At 56.9% G+C, this 18506-nt stretch carries 20 protein-coding genes and 1 tRNA gene; 13 read left to right on the plus strand and 8 right to left on the minus strand.

Annotated elements, in window-relative coordinates:
• The 7 genes from WD823_RS00125 to WD823_RS00155 all read left to right on the plus strand — a co-directional run.
• A partial coding sequence (locus WD823_RS00125; RefSeq protein WP_368427451.1) for a hypothetical protein occupies window positions 1–337 on the plus strand: 337 nt, incomplete at its 5' end.
• Between the two features lie 41 nt (window positions 338–378).
• On the plus strand, window positions 379–1179 hold the full coding sequence (locus WD823_RS00130; protein ID WP_368427452.1) for a transporter substrate-binding domain-containing protein: 801 nt from the start codon (window positions 379–381) through the stop codon (window positions 1177–1179).
• Between the two features lie 82 nt (window positions 1180–1261).
• A complete protein-coding gene (locus WD823_RS00135) occupies window positions 1262–1843 on the plus strand; it encodes a hypothetical protein (protein ID WP_368427453.1) in 582 nt (193 codons plus the stop codon).
• 261 nt (window positions 1844–2104) lie between these two features.
• Window positions 2105–2413, plus strand: a complete 309-nt coding sequence (locus tag WD823_RS00140; RefSeq protein WP_368427454.1) for a hypothetical protein — start codon at window positions 2105–2107, stop codon at window positions 2411–2413.
• A gap of 90 nt (window positions 2414–2503) precedes the next feature.
• Window positions 2504–2770, plus strand: coding sequence for a hypothetical protein (locus tag WD823_RS00145; protein ID WP_368427455.1), 267 nt, complete (start codon window positions 2504–2506; stop codon window positions 2768–2770).
• A 100-nt stretch (window positions 2771–2870) separates the two neighbouring features.
• Window positions 2871–3515 (plus strand): SGNH/GDSL hydrolase family protein, encoded by a 645-nt coding sequence (locus WD823_RS00150; RefSeq protein WP_368427456.1) that lies wholly within the window; start codon window positions 2871–2873, stop codon window positions 3513–3515.
• 166 nt (window positions 3516–3681) lie between these two features.
• Entirely contained in the window at window positions 3682–5475 is a 1794-nt protein-coding gene (locus WD823_RS00155) for a winged helix-turn-helix domain-containing protein (protein ID WP_368427624.1), read from the plus strand.
• A gap of 3 nt (window positions 5476–5478) precedes the next feature.
• Here WD823_RS00155 and WD823_RS00160 read toward each other — a convergent pair whose 3' ends face one another.
• Window positions 5479–5931: a YHS domain-containing (seleno)protein gene (locus tag WD823_RS00160; protein WP_368427457.1), complete on the minus strand. Its 453-nt coding sequence runs from the start codon at window positions 5929–5931 to the stop codon at window positions 5479–5481.
• A gap of 329 nt (window positions 5932–6260) precedes the next feature.
• On the opposite strand from WD823_RS00160, the gene WD823_RS00165 reads away from it, so the two are divergent.
• The 5 genes from WD823_RS00165 to hemG all read left to right on the plus strand — a co-directional run bounded on the left by WD823_RS00165 (window position 6261) and on the right by hemG (window position 10401).
• The gene (locus WD823_RS00165) at window positions 6261–6797 is read left to right on the plus strand and encodes a hypothetical protein (RefSeq protein WP_368427458.1); all 537 of its coding nucleotides are present in this window, start codon (window positions 6261–6263) and stop codon (window positions 6795–6797) included.
• 163 nt (window positions 6798–6960) lie between these two features.
• Entirely contained in the window at window positions 6961–7983 is a 1023-nt protein-coding gene (locus tag WD823_RS00170) for an alpha/beta hydrolase family protein (protein ID WP_368427459.1), read from the plus strand.
• A gap of 295 nt (window positions 7984–8278) precedes the next feature.
• Entirely contained in the window at window positions 8279–8908 is a 630-nt protein-coding gene (locus WD823_RS00175) for a histidine phosphatase family protein (RefSeq protein ID WP_368427460.1), read from the plus strand.
• A gap of 87 nt (window positions 8909–8995) precedes the next feature.
• Window positions 8996–9772 (plus strand): hypothetical protein, encoded by a 777-nt coding sequence (locus tag WD823_RS00180; RefSeq protein ID WP_368427461.1) that lies wholly within the window; start codon window positions 8996–8998, stop codon window positions 9770–9772.
• Window positions 9773–9873: 101 nt separating this feature from the next.
• Window positions 9874–10401: a menaquinone-dependent protoporphyrinogen IX dehydrogenase gene (gene hemG, locus WD823_RS00185; RefSeq protein ID WP_368427462.1), complete on the plus strand. Its 528-nt coding sequence runs from the start codon at window positions 9874–9876 to the stop codon at window positions 10399–10401.
• A 27-nt stretch (window positions 10402–10428) separates the two neighbouring features.
• On the opposite strand, the gene rlmB is transcribed toward hemG, so the two are convergent.
• Entirely contained in the window at window positions 10429–11169 is a 741-nt protein-coding gene (gene rlmB, locus WD823_RS00190; protein ID WP_368427463.1) for a 23S rRNA (guanosine(2251)-2'-O)-methyltransferase RlmB, read from the minus strand.
• Between the two features lies 1 nt (window position 11170).
• The gene (gene rnr / locus WD823_RS00195) at window positions 11171–13441 is read right to left on the minus strand and encodes a ribonuclease R (protein ID WP_368427464.1); all 2271 of its coding nucleotides are present in this window, start codon (window positions 13439–13441) and stop codon (window positions 11171–11173) included.
• 63 nt (window positions 13442–13504) lie between these two features.
• On the opposite strand from rnr, the gene WD823_RS00200 reads away from it, so the two are divergent.
• Window positions 13505–13589 (plus strand) — tRNA-Leu (locus WD823_RS00200).
• A 62-nt stretch (window positions 13590–13651) separates the two neighbouring features.
• Here WD823_RS00200 and WD823_RS00205 read toward each other — a convergent pair.
• From WD823_RS00205 to hflK, 5 genes are read right to left on the minus strand one after another with little or no spacing between them, the layout of a single operon-like run.
• Entirely contained in the window at window positions 13652–14944 is a 1293-nt protein-coding gene (locus WD823_RS00205) for an adenylosuccinate synthase (RefSeq protein WP_368427465.1), read from the minus strand.
• A 15-nt stretch (window positions 14945–14959) separates the two neighbouring features.
• The gene (locus WD823_RS00210; protein ID WP_368427466.1) at window positions 14960–16144 is read right to left on the minus strand and encodes an ATP phosphoribosyltransferase regulatory subunit; all 1185 of its coding nucleotides are present in this window, start codon (window positions 16142–16144) and stop codon (window positions 14960–14962) included.
• Window positions 16145–16174: 30 nt separating this feature from the next.
• Window positions 16175–16363, minus strand: a complete 189-nt coding sequence (locus tag WD823_RS00215; RefSeq protein WP_368427467.1) for a DUF2065 domain-containing protein — start codon at window positions 16361–16363, stop codon at window positions 16175–16177.
• A gap of 21 nt (window positions 16364–16384) precedes the next feature.
• Window positions 16385–17254: a protease modulator HflC gene (gene hflC, locus WD823_RS00220; protein WP_368427468.1), complete on the minus strand. Its 870-nt coding sequence runs from the start codon at window positions 17252–17254 to the stop codon at window positions 16385–16387.
• Entirely contained in the window at window positions 17251–18456 is a 1206-nt protein-coding gene (gene hflK, locus WD823_RS00225) for an FtsH protease activity modulator HflK (protein ID WP_368427469.1), read from the minus strand. Before hflK ends, hflC begins: the two co-directional genes overlap by 4 nt.
• Between the last annotated feature and the right edge of the window lie 50 nt (window positions 18457–18506).

Consider the following 18506-nt stretch of genomic DNA (forward strand, 5'->3'; position numbering starts at 1 on the left):
ATTTGAGGGCGCCGCGCATCGTGGCCTTCACGCGGACATTAAGCAACCGGTTGGGTCGTCGTACGAAACCGCGCCACTCGAAGTATCGAAGCCCGCGAACTACAAGGGCCCCTTCAATTACGCTGCCTTTCGTGATGCCGCGGAGGCGTATTACCGCGGATTGGTCGGAAGTCAGGGTGGCGGCATTCGAGTAGGCGGTGGACGCAACATCCGGATGAGGAACAATCGGTTCGCCAAAGAATCCGTCAGCGAATTCGACGTTGATTCTTCAGGGGGGGTGGTAAGACGCCCAACCATCCGTTCAACGCCGACGCGCCGCAAGCGGCGCGCGGGTTAACGGCACGTTAGAGAGCAACAGTAACCTCAAAGGAGAACGCAATGCGAACGACTCATTGGCTGATGACTGCGACACTTGGACTGCTGCTTACGGGCTGTGCGGGCATTAGTACCGCCCCGACACCGGAAGCGCGACAGGCTTTGGCTCCAACCGGCAAGCTTCGCGTTGCGCTCCAGCTTGCCAATCCCTTAAACGTAATACGCGACTCCGCGTCGGGGGAGATGAAGGGAGTGGCGTTCGATCTTGGAAACGAGTTAGCCCGGCGCCTGGGGGTTCCGTTTGAGCCCGTTCTGTACCCATCGGTCGGAGCCCTTCTCGACAGCGGGAAATCCGGCGCTTGGGACGTGGCCTTTGTCGGGTTTAGTCCTGCGCGGGCAAAGGAGTGGAATTTCACCGGGCTGCATCTGGAAGTCGAATTCGGCTACCTCGTCCCGGCCGGTTCTGCCATCTCAACAATGGCTGATGTGGATCGGCCCGGGATTCGAGTTGCCGTGCAGGAGAAGTCCGGCCCGGATAGTTTTTTTTCTCGCACGCTAAAAAATACCGTGATGGTCCGAGCATCAAGCAACCCTGGCGCATTGGAGGCGCTGAAATCCGAGAGAGCAGACGTAATGGGCAGTCTCAAGCCAATCCTGTTCGATATGTCGAATCAATTGCCTGGTTCTCGAGTTCTTGACGGTCGGCCCGGCGTCGATCCGCACGCTATGGCGATGCCGAAGGGACGGGACCCCGGGGTGGCGTACGCGCGTAGGTTCATCGAGGAAGCGAAGTCCGAGGGTCTGGTGAAAGCCGCGATCGAGAGGGCCGGTTTACGCGGCGTGATTGTTGCCCCACTCAAGTGATGCTCTCTAACCATTGGGTTGAGAAGGACGCTGAAGAACGCGCCTCTCACCCAAAGCGTTATACAGCTCGCGAGTCTTGTTCATGGAATTAGATAATGTAGAAAAACTCTTTCGCTTCGCGGCTCGTGCCCAGAAACGACTTGGCATTAAGAATGGCGGCGGCACCAACTGGTATGCGAAGGTCGATAGCGGCGAGACCCATCACTACTTGTTAAACGGCGTGAAATCGCCGGAAGAAATTGAAGAAGATATCTTGGCAGCCTTTCACTGGCTTTGGAGCATCAAGGACAATGTGAAAGATTATTGTGAGAAGAAAGGTGCTGCTAGTCGTTGGATCGAGGCCGAAATCAGCGCGGACCCCTACCTGTGTGTTTGCGGCGATATTGCGAATAGAACAAAACATCCAAGCCTCAAGAAAGGCAGCAGGTCAAACAAGTACCCTGTGCTAGGAAAACTTAAATACCAAATCCCGCAAGAGGCGCTCGGCTCAATTACGGTTGGGGCATTTGATGTAACGACCGACATCGCAAAGCCGGAGCTTGTGAGTCTTAAGATGCCGATCTTAAGCAGTGACGGAAAATATCTTGGAGATGCCTTCAAGTATATTGAGTACGGATTGAAGGCGTGGGAAAGGATCATTGATCGTGCAGAAAAAGCTGTATAACACGTCGCTCAACCTGACTCACTACGTCGGCTCTTCGCGCCTCGTAGCTCGCAGGTTAGCTTTGCGTTAGGGCCCACAAGGAGGAATATCGATGCGCGTACTAAAGAGACTCGGCGTAACCATCGCCGCGTTCGTTGTTGCTGGCATTTTCGTAGCACTGTGGCGTGAGGCGGTTCCGGCTGGTGCCTTTTCTGGGGTCGTTATGGCTCTTATTGCCGTCGGTATAGTCTTCGGCACATGGAAGTGGACGGAAAGGCTTAAATGAAAACTCTCATTTCTTTGTTCTTCGTTGCGGCGCTCCTCGCCTCGTTCCCTGTTACTTCGAAAGAAGTCGATAATCCTTATCTGAAGTGTGTGGCGCAAACAAAGGATCAAGATGCTTGTCTGGACAAAGTCGGTCGAGATCATTGGACGCCGTACAAATCTCCAGACGACTGCATCATAGTCAAAGAAACTCTAGAGACAGCGGAAAAGTCTAATTGGAAATTTTCTTACAAAATTCTCTTCTTCAACGAGCGTTGTAAATCTCTTCGGCAGCCCCACTTTGAGAGAAAAAGCCGTGAGCCCTAACTGTGTTTTCAATTGGACGCGGTGTAACATCGGCGCAATATTTTGCGTTCGTGCCTCGTGCCGGCATAAACGGCGTTTGGGTGCAAAAACATGACAAACTTTCTCATTAATCAAGAATGGAAGAAGAATCCGAGTCTCGCATCGGGAGACCTTGCAATTCTTAAGTTTCAAGATGGCTTTACGTATTCGATCAAATGCATCGTAAAGAGTGTTGCAAGTAACAACATCAATGGGCATATTGAGGCTGTCTTTGATGCTCAGTCTGGCGGTGAGTTGGTGCAACACGCAATGAAAAACAAAAAAATTTCGTTCACTACTCAACACGTCTTCAAAGTCATCAAGAGAAATGCACCCTAACTACGCGTTCGAGGCCGACGCGGTAAGACAGCACGCTGTTTCCTGTTATGTTCGTACCCCGCGCGTCTCAACGCGGCGTTAATCATCAAAGAAAAATCCTATGCACCAAATCCTCGTCTATGCCGATTCGCTGTCTTGGGGCCTCATCCCGGATTCCCGCGAGCGTCTTCCTTTCGAAGATCGTTGGCCCGGAGTCATGGAAGCGGAGTTGGTTAAGCGCGGGTTGTCGATACGCGTCATCGAAGACTGCCTGAACGGCCGCCGTACTGTCTTCGAGGACCCGTTCAAGCCCGGTCGCAACGGACTCGTCGGCCTGGAACAGCGAATCGAGATCAACTCGCCATTGCGGCTCGTCATCCTCATGTTGGGCACCAACGACTTCCAGTCGACGCACCAGCACAACGCGTGGCATTCGGCGCAGGGCATGGCGGCGCTCGTGGATGCCATCCGCCGCGCGCCGATCGAGCCGGGGATGCCGGTTCCCGAGATACTTATCGTGGCGCCGCCCGCCTTCCAGACTCCAAAAGGCACCATCGCCCCAAAGTTTCTTGGGGCGAAAGAGAAAAGTGTCAGTCTCGCGGCGGCCTACGAAGCAGTCGCGCGCGAGCGCGGCTGTGGTTTTTTCGATGCCGGGATAGTTATCACAACGAGTTCGGTGGACGGCGTGCATCTGGACGCGGAACAACATGGTATCTTGGGGCACGCGCTTGCGGAGACTGTGGCCCGGCAGCTCGAGCGAGACTAGTCGCCTACTGAAATTATAATTTGACCTTGCGTCCGTTAATTATTTGTTTGGAGTCAGATCACAATTATCACTAATATAAGCGGAAACCGTGATCTAACACCAATTATTTTGAGATTAATTACATGGCTGGACGATGATCGCTCGTGATACTGACCTTCCCGCACAGATGCGGGCAAAGCGACTACGATTCGATCGTTATGTACTGGATTTGGATCGCGGCTGCCTCCTTCTCGACGGGAACGAGATCGCACTACGGCCCAAGACTTTCGCGGTCCTGCATTACCTAATTGAAAATGCCGGCCGGCTTGTTTCGAAAGACGATCTCTTTGCCGCGGTCTGGCCGAATCTCGTTATCACCGACGATGCTTTGGTGCAGAGCATCGGCGAGCTGCGGCGGGCGCTTGGAGACGACGGGCCACGCCTGATCACAACGATTCCGCGCCGCGGCTATCGATTTGAATCTGACGTGTCGGCTGTTGCAGCAGTTGATCAGTTTTCAGTAAATGCCGCCCCGATATTGGCTGCGTCCGGTGATGAGGTTCCATCGCCAGAGATTATCGTCAAGGTGCGTACGCCTCTCAGTTTTTTCACCACGGCGTCTACCGACTGGCGCATTGGGTTGTTCGTTTCGTTCACTTTCGCCGGTTTGCTTGCTGCAGGAGTGCTGTGGAGCGGCATCGCGAGCGACTGGAGATTTCTGCACGTTTTGGGATACGGCGACCGATCCGCAATCAAGAACCCCGCAATTGGTGCGAAACCTTCGGTTGCTGTGCTCCCGCTTGTTAACCAGAGCGATGATTCGGGTCGAGAGTATTTCGCGGATGGATTGACGCAGGATATTATCAACGCGCTGGGTCGGTTCTCCGCGCTGACGGTCATCTCGTGGAACGGTGTCTTCCCCTACAAGGGAAAGCCTGCGAGCCCGGAAGCGATCGGCCGCGATCTCGCCGTCACCTATCTGGTCGAAGGCAGCGTGCGCCAGATCGGGGACCGCGTGCGGGTGAGCGCGCAACTCGTCGACACGCGCCAGGGACGGGTGCTGTGGTCTGCCCGCTTCGACGAGGCGCTGGCGGACGTGTTTGCGCTGCAGGACAACATTACCACGCAGATCGTCAGTGCCCTGGCGATTCGCGTGGCGCAAATCGAACAACGCCGGGTGTTCGCAAAGCCGACCGAAAGTCTCGAGGCCTATGATTACGTGCTCCGCGCACGGCCGGCATTTCAGCGCCCGACCCGCGCAAACAATGTGGAGGCGCGCGTCCTGCTCAGACGCGCCATCGAGCTCGACCCGAACTACGCTGCCGCCTATGCGGCACTCGCCGAAACCTATCACATTGGCGCGTCGATGGGCTGGGCCGAATCGCCGACCGCTACCTTAAGCCGCGCCGAGGAATTGGCAATCAAGGCGCTGAGCCTCGATCACTCCGAAGTGCGCGCCCGCGTCATTCTCGCCCGCATCCATATCTTTCATCAGAGGTACAAGCAGGCAGAGGCAGAGATCGAGCGCGCCATTGCGATCAATCCAAACGACGCCCAGAGTCTCGCCGGACGTGGCAATATCCTGATGTGGCTGGGGCAGACGGATGCGGCGATCGAGGCATTGGAGCAAGCGCAGCGCATCGATCCCGATCTCAATACGATAGACCGCTTTGCGCTTGGTCTGGCCTACTATCTGAAAGGTCGTTATGACGCCGCGATTGAACAGGCGGAACTCAATCTTCGCGAAAGCGCAGGCGCGAACTTCAACCGCATCGTGCTGGCAGCCGCTTATACACAGCAACATCGAACCGAGGACGCCACGCGTGTTGTGGCGGAGATACATCGCATCGATCCGACCTTCGACCCACAGGAGTTTGGAACCAAGTTTCTCAACGCCGCCGATCTCAAATATTTGCGCGACGGCCTCAGCAAGGCCGGTCTCTATCCGGCAGAGGCTGGCGCCACGCGGCCGCTGAAATGACTACTAACGCTTTGGAATGAGAGCCCGGTTTTGGTTCGCCTTGGCGACGTTTCCTTCAAGCTCTTGCTGGAACCGATTCGGTCCCGCCGGTATTGCAAAAATATAAAGCTTGCCCTCTTTTATCAGCCAATATTCCGGGTTGGCCTCAATGACCTTGCCCCGAGTGAGGGCCATGGCGCAGAAATCCGCGAATTGCGGGGCGTAGCGCACCGGATCGGCCTTGAAAAGCTCCCGATGTTCCGGGCGCGAGAAGCGGTAGCGGTGCTCATCCCATTCATATTCGATCGTCGGCAGTCCGCGCGTTGGTTTCGCGTCGGTGAAATAGGCGACCGGGTCATAACCCTTGATTGCCAGTGGGACGCTTTCCGCGGCGACCGATGGTATCGAGGTTGCAAGCGAAGAGGAGACGACCAGGAGAACTAAGCGAATCGCGTTTCGGCGGAACAGATTGTACATGGCGAATTCCCTCTGAAATTTGTGTTTCGCGCGCCGTTCCGACAGACCGGCCGCGCGACACCCCAGACCATTTAGTTTTGTTGCAGTCGGCGTAAGCAATTGTAACGCACTCACCCCCTCACTCGCCTCTTCAAATTTCGGTGCTTTTTCGGCGTTTCCTTCGGATTCTCTCGTTACCGCAACCGTTCTTCCCGGCTATCTTGCCGGGGTCAAAGGTGCCGTGCAACGAGGGAACCATAAACAACGGCCACATTGGCAACAAAGTCATTCATAACTTAGGCGTCACGGCACCGCCTTCTTCTGTGCCGTAATTGCAAGGAGAACGAAACATGAGATTCAAAAGTGTGCGACTCGCATTCTGGATCGCGGCCATTGTTCCCATGGTATTGGGTGTAGCGCCCGCGTTTGTTAATGCAGCTTCCCTAAAGATCGAGTCCGTCGTATCCCCGAAGGAGGAAATACGCTTTGAATTCGCGGATGGCAGCAAGCACTTCGTGGCGATGATGAGGCGCGAAGGGAAAGCAACGGGGCAAGGGGTCCTTTCGGGGGCAACAGTGACTGAATACGGAATGCACGACATACAGCCGGGAATTTCTGGTGATCCCCACGGCTATCTCGTCTTCACCCTTCCGGAAGGCGATATTGCTTACGTGAAATGGGTCGTTCGCGGCGTATTCGTGCGCGGCGCCGACGGCAAACCGATGCTTCTTGACAATGGCGTCTGGGAAGTCGTCGGCAGTACTGGAAAGCTCAAGGGATTGCAGGGCGCGGGCACGCTTCACATCAAACGCGTGCCATCGCCGCTTGAGCGACGCTTTATCCTTGAAGGTGAACTCTTCACTGCAACGGACGGGCCTAAGAAATAGCGATTTGCGAAACAGGGCGCCTAATCATGCGCTCAAGCGGACAGTCACCGGAAAGCCGGTGCCTGATGCTGAGTTCAAACGGTTAGGCGTCCCGGCACCGTCTGTATTTACCTTCATAGCAAGGAGAACGAAAATGAAATGTAATAGTGTAATGCGATTCGCGATGCGAGTCGCTGCCACCGCTCTATTGGGAATGGCGACAGCCTCGGTCGCCGCCGCTCCGACAAAGATCGATGCAGTTGTGGTGCCCGTGCCGGCGTTCGAAGGCGACGGTCGCATCGTCGAGAAACGCCCGTGCAACTTTTTTTTCAACAACTATGACTCGTGGCTCTCGTTTGTGCGCGATCGCCATGCTCGACGCGGCGATCCGTTCGACGAATGGGCGTTTCGCGCGGCCTTCCCGCCCAGCGCCTTCCGCGCGTTAGTGGGTGGTCGTGAAGTTGAATGCTTGCAGATCACTTACCTGAGCGACAGTCTCAAGGTAGGTGGCTATGTCGTGAGGCCGCGAGGCCACGCCGCTGCCATGAAACCGCTGGTTATTTTCAACCGCGGTGGTAACCGCAGCTTCGGCCAGCTGGTGTTCGCCAACCTGGTTAATTTCGCACGCTGGTCGCAGGAGGGCTTCGTGGTGTTGGCTTCGCAATACAGAGGCGGTACGGGTAGCGAAGGCAACGACGAATTCGGCGGCGCTGATGTCGATGATGTGATGAACTTATTCGGCGTGGCTCGCGAGTTGGGCGGCATTGATATGCGCAACGTCTTCATGCAAGGCGAGTCGCGCGGCGGCTTGATGACCTATCTGGCACTACTGCGTGGTGCGCCGGTGAATGCAGCGGTAATTGTCGGCGGTCCCACTGACCTGTCACCTGAAGCCGATCCCCGACCAGAGATGCAGGCTTTGTACCGAGAGCTGATGCCGAACTTCGACGCGGACCCAGGCACGGCTCTGCGTGCGCGCTGTGTGCTAGACTTTGCGGACCGCTTGAACGTGCCATTGCTGATCTTGCATGGCGGCGCCGACTGGCGCGTCGATCCGCAGCATGCTTTGGCTTTGGCGCAGCGCCTACAGGCCCTTCAGCGGCCTTACGAACTGTTGGTCTATGCCGGCGACGACCACGGCTTGAGTCGCAACGCCGAGGACGGCTGGCGCCGAACTGTCAAATGGTTCTGGCAGCACATGAAATGAGCCTTGCCCCTGGCACCGAAGGGAGATACGTGGAGCGCCGCCTCGAGAAACCCTAGTCGACCCTGTTCCTGCATTCGCTTACCGCTTAACCGGGACAAATTTATTTTATTGGTAGTGCCGCCGTCTGAGAGTACATCGCGCACCTGACCCAGCATTGGGGAACGCAAGCGGGCGGGTCTCGTTGGCAGCGTATATGACAAACTCTGGAATACTTGAACAGCGCATGCCGACGCGAGGTAAGATACACGCCGTGAACCGACCCAGGTTTTCCATAATGCGATGCACGGCAGCACTTATGCTGGGAGCACTCGCCCTGCTAGGCAGTACCGCGGCACTGGGAAGCGAGAAGCCCTCCGATGAGGCGTTGGTGCACGGGCTACGCGCGGGCGGGTATAACCTCTACTTTCGACACGCGGCGACCGACTGGCAGACCGACGATCACGTGACCGCCGCGGGTGACTGGGTGAGTTGCGATTCCAAGAAGATGCGTCAGCTAACCCCGGCGGGCCGCGAGGCCGCGCGCGCGGTCGGCGAGGCGATGCGTGCTTTGGGAATTCCCGTGCGGCATGTGCTGGCGAGCCCTTACTGCCGCACGGTGGAGACGGCGCGTGCGCTGGCGCTCGGGCCGGTGGAGACAACGACCGATATCATGAATTTGCGGGTAGCCGATTTTTTCGGAGGCGAATCCGCCATCGCCGCGCGGACGCGCCAACGTTTGTCGATCTCCCCGCAGGCGGGCACCAATACCGTGCTGGTGGCACACGGCAACGTGATCCGCGCCGCCACCGGCGAGTATCCTGACGAGGCCGGTGCCGTCATATTCCGTCCCGAGGGTAACGGAAAATTTTCAGTACTCGCGCATGTTTCGCCGACGGAATGGGCACGCCTGGCCGCCACGTTCACTCAGCCCCGTCGTGACCGTTAATGACTTGATTAAAATGCAGAATGCTTTAAACGGACGGCACACCACTCAAGCACTTCATTAAGCCCAAGGCAGTAAGGAGGATCGAACATGAATAAATGGCTGAAAATCCTGATTGGCATAGTTGTCGTAATTATTGTAGTGGTTTCCGCGGTTTTCTTCATGACATCGGGGATGGTGGACACCGCCGACGCCTTTTTTAAAGCAATAAAACAGCAAGACATCGCCAAGGCTCGCGGTTATCTTTCCGAAGATTTTAAGTCCAGCACTGACGAAAACGCATTGAAAGCCTTTTTATCCAAGGGTGCCATGCTTAATTTCAAAGAAGCGAGCTGGTCCGATCGTCAAATCAGTGGTGGCCGAGGTGAATTGAATGGTGCCATTACCACTGAAACCGGTGGAGTCGTTCCGATAAAAATGATGTTGGTTAAAGAAAACGACGCCTGGAAAATATATGCGATTCAAAAACCCACTGCGGGATTACAGTCTGACGGCGCCTCACCGATCGTTCCCGGCGAGGCTGAGCAAGTGACGTTAGTGAAACAGTCGATACATGACTTCATCGTTTCGATAGAACAGAAGAATATGGGGCACTTTCGCAGTAAAGTATCTCAACTATGGCAGAAACAACACACCACCGAACAACTCAATCAAGCGTTCAAATCGATTATGGATTCGGGCGCGAACTGGCCGGTGCTGGACAGCTTCCAACCGGTCATTTCATCCGAGGCGAAAGTGGACGAGAACGGCGTGCTGTGGATTGCCGGTCACTACCCGACGCAACCGAGCCAGGTTAATTTTGAACAGAAATTCATTTACGAAGGGGTTTCGTGGAGACTCATCGGTTTCAAAATTCAAGCAAATTAACGGCCATCCCGGCACGCCATAGTCGCAGCGAACACCTCTGCGCCAGTATGCTAAGCCAATATCCGCCGCGAAATCTCAGGCAGGACTAATCAAATTTAAAGATGGCTAATGTTTTGATTATCTATTCAACCACCGACGGCCACACGCGAAAAATATGTCAGCGGCTGAAGCAAGCGATTGAGGGGCAGGCCCATCAGGTCAAATTGGCGTCCATGGATGAAGACCCGCATGTGGATTTGAAGCCGTTCGACAAAATCGTTCTGGGTGCCAGTATCCGCTATGGAAAGCATGGCAAACAGGTTTACGAATTCATAAAACGAAATGAACAATTGTTAGACAGCAAGCCGAATGCCTTTTTCTCGGTCAATGTCGTGGCCCGCAAACCTGAAAAGAATCGGCCCGAGACGAATCCCTATTTAATAAAATTTCTTAAACAGATATCGTGGCGACCCAAGCAATTGGCGGTATTTGCAGGGAAAATAGACTATAAAATGTACCGCTTTTGGGATCGGCAGATAATCCGTTTCATCATGTGGATCACAAAAGGCCCTACCGATTCTAAAACAGTCGCGGAATTTACCGATTGGAAACTAGTTGAAGATTTCGGACGGCAAATCGGCGATATGTAATAAAACAAGCGGAAAGGCAGATAAATTTTATATTTCGCGCTGGCGCACGGCCTCGAAGAGACATACCCCCGCCGCGACGGACACATTGAGGCTTTCCACCGTCCCGGCCATGGGGATCCGCACCCGCATGTCGCATTCCTCCTCAGTCAATCGACGCAAGCCTTTACCCTCCCCGCCCAGCACCAGTGCCAACGGCCGACGCAGATCGGCATGGAAAATATCGGTGTCCGCATCCTGGCTGGCGCCAACGAGCCAGATGCCGGCGGCTTTCAGGGTACGCAGGCAGCGCGCCAAATTGATTACTTGAAATATCAGCAGAGATTCCGCCGCCCCGCTGGCGGCGCGGCGCGCCACGGCGCTCAACGGCGCCGTATGTTCCCGGGGGATGATCACGGCCTGGGCACCGGCGGCGTCGGCGGATCGCAGGCAGGCGCCGAGATTATGCGGATCCTGCACGCCGTCCAACACCAGCAACAACGGCTGTTCCGGCAGATTTGCGAGAAATGCCTCTAGATCGTGTTCATTGTGCACCGGGGTTTCGCGCAGACGCGCGACCACGCCCTGATGCCGCACCCCATCCGCCAGGCGATCCAGCGCGGCCCGCGGTGACTTGTGGATTTTTACCCGCATGGAACGCGCGCTCTCGATGATCCGACCAAGGCGCTTGTCTCCGCGGGAGTCGCTGGCCCAAATTTCCTCCACGCCTTGCGGGTTGCTTTTGAGCGCGGCCAGGACCGCGTGCAGACCGCAAATCAAATTTGCTTCCATGTCAGCGACGACGCTTTCTGGAACGTTTTCCCGAATGTTTGCCGGCGCGCCTGGCGGCTGGGTGCCGGCGTTTGGGAGATGGCCCGGCCTTTCCGGCGGGACCGCCGACGAGCTCGAAATCGATCTTGGCCTCATCCAGATCGACGCGCACCACGCGAATGCGCACCTTGTCGCCCAGGCGGTAGATTTTGCGCGTGCGCTCGCCCATCAGGCGATGATGCGCGGCGTCAAAATGATAGTAATCGTTGCCCAGCGCCGTGATATGCACCAGCCCATCCACGTACACGTCCACCAGCTCGACAAAAATTCCGAAGTTCGTCACGCCGCTGATGTAGCCGTCGTATTCCTCGCCGATCTTGTCCATCATGAACTCGGCCTTGAGCCAGCGGATGACCTCGCGCGTCGCCTCATCGGCGCGGCGTTCGGTCAAGGAGCAGTGCTCGCCCTGCTGTTTGGCCAGATCCTGAGTCAGGTTCGTGGGCCGGTGCGCGATAATGTCCTTGATCGCCCGGTGGACCAGCAGGTCCGGATAGCGGCGTATCGGCGAAGTGAAATGCGTGTAATTCGGGTATCCGAGCGCAAAGTGACCGATGTTGTCCGGGCTGTATACCGCCTGGCTGAGCGAGCGGAGCAGCACGGTCTGAATCAGCCGCGAATCCGGACGTTTTTCGACCGCCTTGATGAGCTTGGAATAATGTTGTGCTTGGGGCGAAGCACCGCCGGCGAGCGAAAGGCCGAGCTCGGTAAGGAACTCGCGCAGGTTATTGAGCTTTTCCAGTGTCGGCCCTTCGTGGATGCGGTATGGCGCGGGAACCTTGTGTTTGATGAGCAGTTCGGCCGCGCAGACATTGGCCACCAGCATGCACTCCTCGATCAGGCGGTGCGCGTCATTGCGCTGCAACGGCAGGATATTTTTGATTTTTCTTTCCTCATCGAACACGATGCGGGTTTCCGGCAGCTCGAAATCCACCGCGCCGCGCTTGATCCGCGCCGTGTGCAGAATCTGAAACAATCCGTACAACGCCTCCAGGTGCGGGACCAGATCCGCGTATTCGCGCCGGAGCGCGGCATTTTTCTCCACCAATATGGCGGCAACCTTGGTGTAGGTCATCCGCGCCCGCGAACGCATGACGCCTTCCAGGAAACGGTAACGGGTAATTTTCCCGTTGTTGTCGATCTGCATCTCACAGGCGAGACACAGGCGGTTCACATTCGGGTTGAGCGAACACAAGCCGTTCGACAGGACTTCCGGCAGCATCGGAATGACATGCTGCGGGAAATAGACCGAGTTGCCGCGTTGATAGGCCTCGTTATCGAGCGCCATGCCGGGTTTGACGTAATAAGACACATCGGCGATCGCCACGAGCAGCCGCCACGAGTTGCCCGACCGTTCGGCATAAACCGCATCGTCAAAATCGCGCGCATCTTCACCGTCTATGGTCACCAACGGTACATCGCGCAGATCCACCCGGCCGTGGATGGCCTGTTCCGGCACTTCCGCCGTGAATTGTTCCGCTTCGCGCGCTACGGCTTCAGGCCAGAGGTGCGGAATATTATGGGCCCGGGTGGCGATCTGTATTTCCATCCCGGGCGCCATGTGGTCACCTAATACTTCCACAACCCGCCCGGCGGGTGCCGATCGGCTCGTGGGCGGCGCCGTCACCTCCGCCACGACGATCTTCCCTTCGGTTGCGCCGCCCTCGCCTCCGCGCGGGATGATCACGTCCTGCGCGATGCGTTTGTCTTCCGGGACCACAAATGCCATGTCATGGCGGATCACGTAGCGGCCGACGACCGTCGTTCGCGCCCGTTCGAGCACTTCGACCACTACGCCTTCTTTCCGTCCGCGCGGATCGACGCCGGTAACGCGCACCATCACGCGGTCGCCGTGCAGCGCCTGCCGCATTTCGCGCGGCGGCAGAAATACATCCTCGCTTTTGTCCTCGGGAATGAGAAAACCGTAACCGTCCGGATGCCCGCTCACGCGTCCGCAGACCATGTCCATTTTGCGCGCCACACCGTAAAGATCACGACGGTTTTTCAGGATTTGGCCGTCGCGTTCCATGGCGCGCAGACGGCGTGCCAGCGCGTCTTCATCGCGTTCGCCTTCGACCCCAAGTTTCCCGGCCAGGGCGCGAAACGAAAGCAGTTCGCCGTGCTCGGTCAATAAAGCCAGAATGGCCTCCCGGCTGGGCACGGGATGCTCGTATTTTTGTTTTTCGCGTTCGCGCATGGGGTCACGGAACGGTTTTTGATTTTTTCGCGTTGACATAAAATTTATCTCTCGGTAGAGTGCGCCGTCCTGCCGGGCCCCGTCTTTATCGACGGACTCCATGCCGAGGTGGCGGAATTGGTAGACGCGCTAGATTCAGGTTCTAGTGGGGAAACCCGTGGAGGTTCAAGTCCTCTCCTCGGTACCATTAATCAGTAACGTAATATCCGTGATTTCCTGCCTCATGCTTTGGGCCCAAACCGGGCTTGATCACTCGAACGGGTGACGCAGAATAATCGTGTCGTCGCGCTCGGCACCGGTGGAGATGATATCAATCCGCGCTTCGGAATGCTCTTCGATTATCCTCAGATAATTCTGCGCGTTGGCGGGTAATTTATCGAAGCTGCGGATACCCACCGTCGATTCCTTCCAACCGGGAAAATCCTGGTACACGGGCTCGCACCGCGCCAGGGCATCCGCGCCGCCGGGAGGCGTGTTCCGGGTTTCGCCGTTGCAGTTGTAAGCGGTGCATACGCGAATCGTGTCAAGGCCATCCAGCACATCGAGCTTGGTGACGCACAGGCCGCTGACACCGTTCAACCGGTTCGAGCGGCGCATGATCACGGCGTCGAACCAGCCGCAGCGGCGCTTGCGCCCCGTGGTCGCACCGAATTCATTGCCGCGCTCCCCGAGACGCTCGCCGATCTCGTCGTGCAACTCGGTCGGGAATGGGCCTGCTCCAACGCGGGTGGCGTAGGCCTTGGTTATACCCAGTACGTAGTCGATCCGCCCCGGCCCGACTCCGCTGCCCAGGGTCGCGGTACCGGAGCAGGTGTTGGATGAAGTGACATACGGATAAGTGCCGTGATCGATATCGAGCAAGGTTCCCTGGGCCCCTTCGAACATCACCCGCTGGGCTTCGCAGCCGTACTGATACAGCAGTTCCGTAACGTCGGCCACCATCGGTCGCAATCGTTCGGCCAGTTGTTGACATTCCTGAAGGGTCTTCGGGTAATCCACGGTGTCGGAATGAAAATAATTCTTGAGCACGAAATTATGGTAGTCCAGCACTCTTTTAAGTTTATCGGGGAAGGTTTTGGTGTCCAGCAAATCCGCGACCCGCAGGCCGCGTCGCGCCACCTTGTCCTCGTAGGCCGGACCGATCCCGCGTCCGGTGGTGCCGATGGCCAAGTTGCCCAGGGCCTTTTCACGCGCCTGATCCAGCGCTATGTGATATGGCAAGATAAGCGGGCATGACTCGCTCACGCGCAACCGCTTCATGACGTCCACGCCGTTTTGCGCGAGCTTGTCCACTTCCTCGAAGAGCGCGGCCAGAGACAGCACCACCCCGTTACCGATCAGGCACATCACACCGTTGCGCAATACCCCGGCGGGGATCAGATGCAATATCGTTTTCTGTCCGTTGATGACCAGCGTGTGCCCGGCATTGTGACCGCCCTGGAATCGAACCACCGCGTGCGCCCGATCGGTGAGCAGATCGACGATCTTGCCCTTGCCTTCATCGCCCCATTGGGAGCCGACCACCACGACATTGATTGCCATAATCGGATGATAACGTTATTTAACCGGTTGAACGACCCATCGGCTGTTCTGCTTGACCAACTCGCAGTCGCATCCAAAATCTGCGACGGGCGACTTGTCGCCGGGCAGGCGCAACACCACGCGCTCGCCTGACGCACGCAGTCGTGCAATCTCGGCATGCAAGGAAGAGTCCGCTCCGTCTGGCGCCAGAATGCCTGTTATGGGTCGCGGCGAAGCGGCTGAAAATCGCAACCACTCTCGCAAGTCGGCGCCGAATCCGGTGGCGGCGCGGTCACGGCCGAAAAAACGTCCGATACCGTCGTAGCGACCACCGCGTGCGATCGCGCGCCCGTATCCCGGGACAAACGCTGAAAATACCACTCCGGTGTAGTAGTGATAACCGGATAGCTCGGCGAGATCAAAATTAAGTTCGGGCGCCCCTGCCTGAAGCGTTACCAGTTCGGCAACGGCCTGAAGCTCATTCAGGGCGCGCGCAACGCCTTGCGGTGCGCCGCGCAGCATCGCATCGGCCTGTGTTAGTACTTCTTGACCACCGCTAAGATCAAGCAAGCCGGCCAGCATCCGCTTGGAAGCGGATGGAGCATCATGGGAATCAAGGAGCGCCTTGACTTCATTGCGCGCTTTGCGTTGCAACGCTTCAAACAGTTCTTTTTCCTGTTCGTCGGTCAGTTTCGCCTGCGCCGCAAGACCGCGGAAAACACCCACATGACCCAGGTCAAGGTGCGCGTCGTGAATTTCCGCGGTTCGCAGGGATTCGATCATCAGCCGGAGGATTTCCGCGTCCGCCTCGGGACCGGGATAACCGAACAGTTCGGCGCCGAGCTGCAGCGGCTCGCGCGATCCGCCGAACTCGTCCGGACGCGTGCGCAATACCGATCCCGTGTAACACAGGCGGACGGGCGCGGTCCGTTTGAGGTAATGGGCGTCGATGCGTGCCGTCTGCGGGGTCATGTCCGGACGGACTCCCATCAGCCTTCCGGTCAATTGATCCGTTAACTTGAATGTCTGGATGTCAAGTTCCTGGCCGGCGCCGGTCAACAATGAATCGAGATATTCGATCAGCGGCGGCATCACGAGTTCATATCCCCACCGCTCGAACATATCAAGCAGCTTCCGGCGCAGATCCTCCACGCGCCTCGCTTCGACAGGCAGGATCTCTTCAATCCCCTCGGGGAGCAGCCAGCGGTCTTTGGTGGACATGCGAGTGATTCCGAAACAGAATCGCTTAAGTCAGCGGTTAATGAAATACAGCAACACCACGCCGAGCAGCATGCTGGACAATCCCATGAAGCGCAATTGCGAATCACTCAACTGATGTATCGCTACCAGGGCCTTGCGTAGCCCGTCCGGGCTAAGGAAGGGGAAGACACCCTCCACGATCAGCAGCAATGCCAGTGCGATCAAAAATTCATGCCACATAGCCGCCGAATCCGAGGGAGCTTACCGGCCGGGTTTCTTCATATATTTGAAGAAATCCGCACTCGGGTCCACGATCATGATGTCGTCTTTTTTTCTGAAGCTTTCCTTGTAAGCGATGAGGCTGCGGTACAAAGAATAAAATTCCGGTGCGCGCGTATAAGCGGCGGCGTAGATCGCAGTCGCTTTGGCGTCCCCCTCGCCCCGAACCCGCTCGGCCTTGCCGTAGGCTTCAGCCAACAGCACTTCACGTTGGCGCTCGGCATCGGCACGGATCTTCTCCGCGGTTTCGGCGCCTTGCGCGCGCAATTCATTCGCGATGCGCAGGCGTTCCGCCTTCATGCGTTGATAGACCGATTGGCTGACTTCTTCCTGCAAATCCACGCGCTGGATGCGAACGTCCACTACTACAATACCGAACTTGCGCGCCTCTTGATCGGCATAGGCCGTGAGGATATCCATGATCTTTTGGCGGTCGGTTGAGATCACGTCGTGGACCGTGCGTTTTCCGAATTCATCCCGAAGGCTGCTGTTGATAACCTGCTCCAGACGGCGACGTGCATCGATTTCCTGCCCGCTGACCGTAAGGAAAAATTTAAGTGCATCCTCGATGCGCCATTTGACGAAGGAATCCACCACCACGTATTTCTTTTCCTTGGTGAGAAACGGCTGCGGTTCCGCATCCAAGGTCAGAATACGCGAATCGAAGTAGCGCACTTCGTCGAGGAACGGCGTTTTGACGTGCAGGCCGGGACTTTCGTCGTACCGCAACACCTGTCCGAACCTGACAATAATGGCCTTCTCTCGCTCATCCACCATATAGAGCGTGGAGCGCACGGTGATCAACACCAGCAGCGCGACGCCCAGAACTGCGAATAATTTAGTCTGGTTCATGGCGTCCGCCTCCGTTGATCATTCCGGCCGCGGCTTGTATCGCCGCTTTTTACCGTCGGGCTTGGCGTCATCCCGGATTCCGTGGGCGTCGCGGATGGAGCCAGGCGATCCATCGGCACGAGCTTGTCGAGCGGCAGGTATATCAAACTGCTGCCGGCTTTCTGGTCCACGAATATCTTGGTGGTGTTGGACAACACCTGCTCCATGGTCTCCAGATAAAGGCGTTCGCGCGTCACCGCCGGCGCCTTCGCATATTCAATGGCTATCTGCGAAAACCGGCGGGCATCGCCGTCGGCGCGCGCAATCACGCTCGCTTTGTAGCCTTCCGCCTCTTGGGTAATGCGGGCCGCGGCGCCGCGAGCGCGTGGAATCACGTCGTTGGCATAGGCTTCAGCCTCGTTTTTCAGGCGCTGTTCATCTTCGCGCGCCTTCACGGCATCGTCGAACGCCGGTTTTACTTCATCGGGAGGTTGCGCCTTCTGGGTCTCGATCGTGACAATATGGATACCGGATTTGTACTTGTCCATAATTTGCTGCAACTGGTCGCGCGAGTTGCGCGCAACCTGGTCGCGCCCTTCGGTCAGGGCGAAATCAAGCGTACTCTTTCCGACCACTTCGCGAACCGCCGATTCGGTGGCTTGAACGATGGTGGTTTCGACGTCACGAACATTAAAAAGATAATCGGACGCGTCCTTGATCTTGTATTGCACGGCAAATTCGATATCGATGATGTTTTCATCTTCGGTCAGCATCAACGCCTCTTTCGGCACCTTGCTCTTGCTGCCGCTGCGCGGGTTACTGCGGTAACCGATTTCAATATTGGAGACCTTCTCCACGTTGACCTTCTCGACTTTCTCCACCGGGAAGGGGAGATGCCAGCGCAATCCCGCCTCGGTAATTTCAGATTTCTTGCCGAAACGAAGCACCACGCCACGCTCGCCCTGGTTGACGATATAAAAACCGGAGATGAGCCAGATAAACAGCGCAACGGCAACAATCAGGCCGAAACCGATACCGCTGGCATAACCCCCACCCACACCGCCACCACCGGCACCAGCACCACCTCCGCCTCCGAACAGGCCAGCAATCTTCTGCTGGATGTTCTTCACAATGCGGTCGATATCCGGCCCGCTGGCGCCCGGTCTACGACGTTGGCCCCACGGATCTTTATCCCCGGGTTTGCCTGGTTCATTCCACGCCATGGATTACCTCTTGATGATTATTGGTGCAAAAACTCTGCAAAGAGCGGCAT

Origin of the sequence: Sulfuricaulis sp. (assembly GCF_040901545.1) — a bacterium.
In the GTDB taxonomy this organism is placed as follows: domain Bacteria; phylum Pseudomonadota; class Gammaproteobacteria; order Acidiferrobacterales; family Sulfurifustaceae; genus Sulfuricaulis.

Bases quoted from the DNA above. Each gene is read 5' to 3' on its own strand.
- WD823_RS00130 (WP_368427452.1), top strand. From the start codon at position 379: ATGCGAACGACTCATTGGCTGATGACTGCGACACTTGGACTGCTGCTT.
- WD823_RS00135 (WP_368427453.1), top strand. From the start codon at position 1,262: ATGGAATTAGATAATGTAGAAAAACTCTTTCGCTTCGCGGCTCGTGCC.
- WD823_RS00140 (WP_368427454.1), top strand. From the start codon at position 2,105: ATGAAAACTCTCATTTCTTTGTTCTTCGTTGCGGCGCTCCTCGCCTCG.
- WD823_RS00145 (WP_368427455.1), top strand. From the start codon at position 2,504: ATGACAAACTTTCTCATTAATCAAGAATGGAAGAAGAATCCGAGTCTC.
- WD823_RS00150 (WP_368427456.1), top strand. From the start codon at position 2,871: ATGCACCAAATCCTCGTCTATGCCGATTCGCTGTCTTGGGGCCTCATC.
- WD823_RS00155 (WP_368427624.1), top strand. From the start codon at position 3,682: ATGCGGGCAAAGCGACTACGATTCGATCGTTATGTACTGGATTTGGAT.
- WD823_RS00160 (WP_368427457.1), bottom strand. From the start codon at position 5,931: ATGTACAATCTGTTCCGCCGAAACGCGATTCGCTTAGTTCTCCTGGTC.
- WD823_RS00165 (WP_368427458.1), top strand. From the start codon at position 6,261: ATGAGATTCAAAAGTGTGCGACTCGCATTCTGGATCGCGGCCATTGTT.
- WD823_RS00170 (WP_368427459.1), top strand. From the start codon at position 6,961: ATGCGAGTCGCTGCCACCGCTCTATTGGGAATGGCGACAGCCTCGGTC.
- WD823_RS00175 (WP_368427460.1), top strand. From the start codon at position 8,279: ATGCTGGGAGCACTCGCCCTGCTAGGCAGTACCGCGGCACTGGGAAGC.
- WD823_RS00180 (WP_368427461.1), top strand. From the start codon at position 8,996: ATGAATAAATGGCTGAAAATCCTGATTGGCATAGTTGTCGTAATTATT.
- hemG (WP_368427462.1), top strand. From the start codon at position 9,874: ATGGCTAATGTTTTGATTATCTATTCAACCACCGACGGCCACACGCGA.
- rlmB (WP_368427463.1), bottom strand. From the start codon at position 11,169: ATGGAAGCAAATTTGATTTGCGGTCTGCACGCGGTCCTGGCCGCGCTC.
- rnr (WP_368427464.1), bottom strand. From the start codon at position 13,441: ATGTCAACGCGAAAAAATCAAAAACCGTTCCGTGACCCCATGCGCGAA.
- WD823_RS00205 (WP_368427465.1), bottom strand. From the start codon at position 14,944: ATGGCAATCAATGTCGTGGTGGTCGGCTCCCAATGGGGCGATGAAGGC.
- WD823_RS00210 (WP_368427466.1), bottom strand. From the start codon at position 16,144: ATGTCCACCAAAGACCGCTGGCTGCTCCCCGAGGGGATTGAAGAGATC.
- WD823_RS00215 (WP_368427467.1), bottom strand. From the start codon at position 16,363: ATGTGGCATGAATTTTTGATCGCACTGGCATTGCTGCTGATCGTGGAG.
- hflC (WP_368427468.1), bottom strand. From the start codon at position 17,254: ATGAACCAGACTAAATTATTCGCAGTTCTGGGCGTCGCGCTGCTGGTG.
- hflK (WP_368427469.1), bottom strand. From the start codon at position 18,456: ATGGCGTGGAATGAACCAGGCAAACCCGGGGATAAAGATCCGTGGGGC.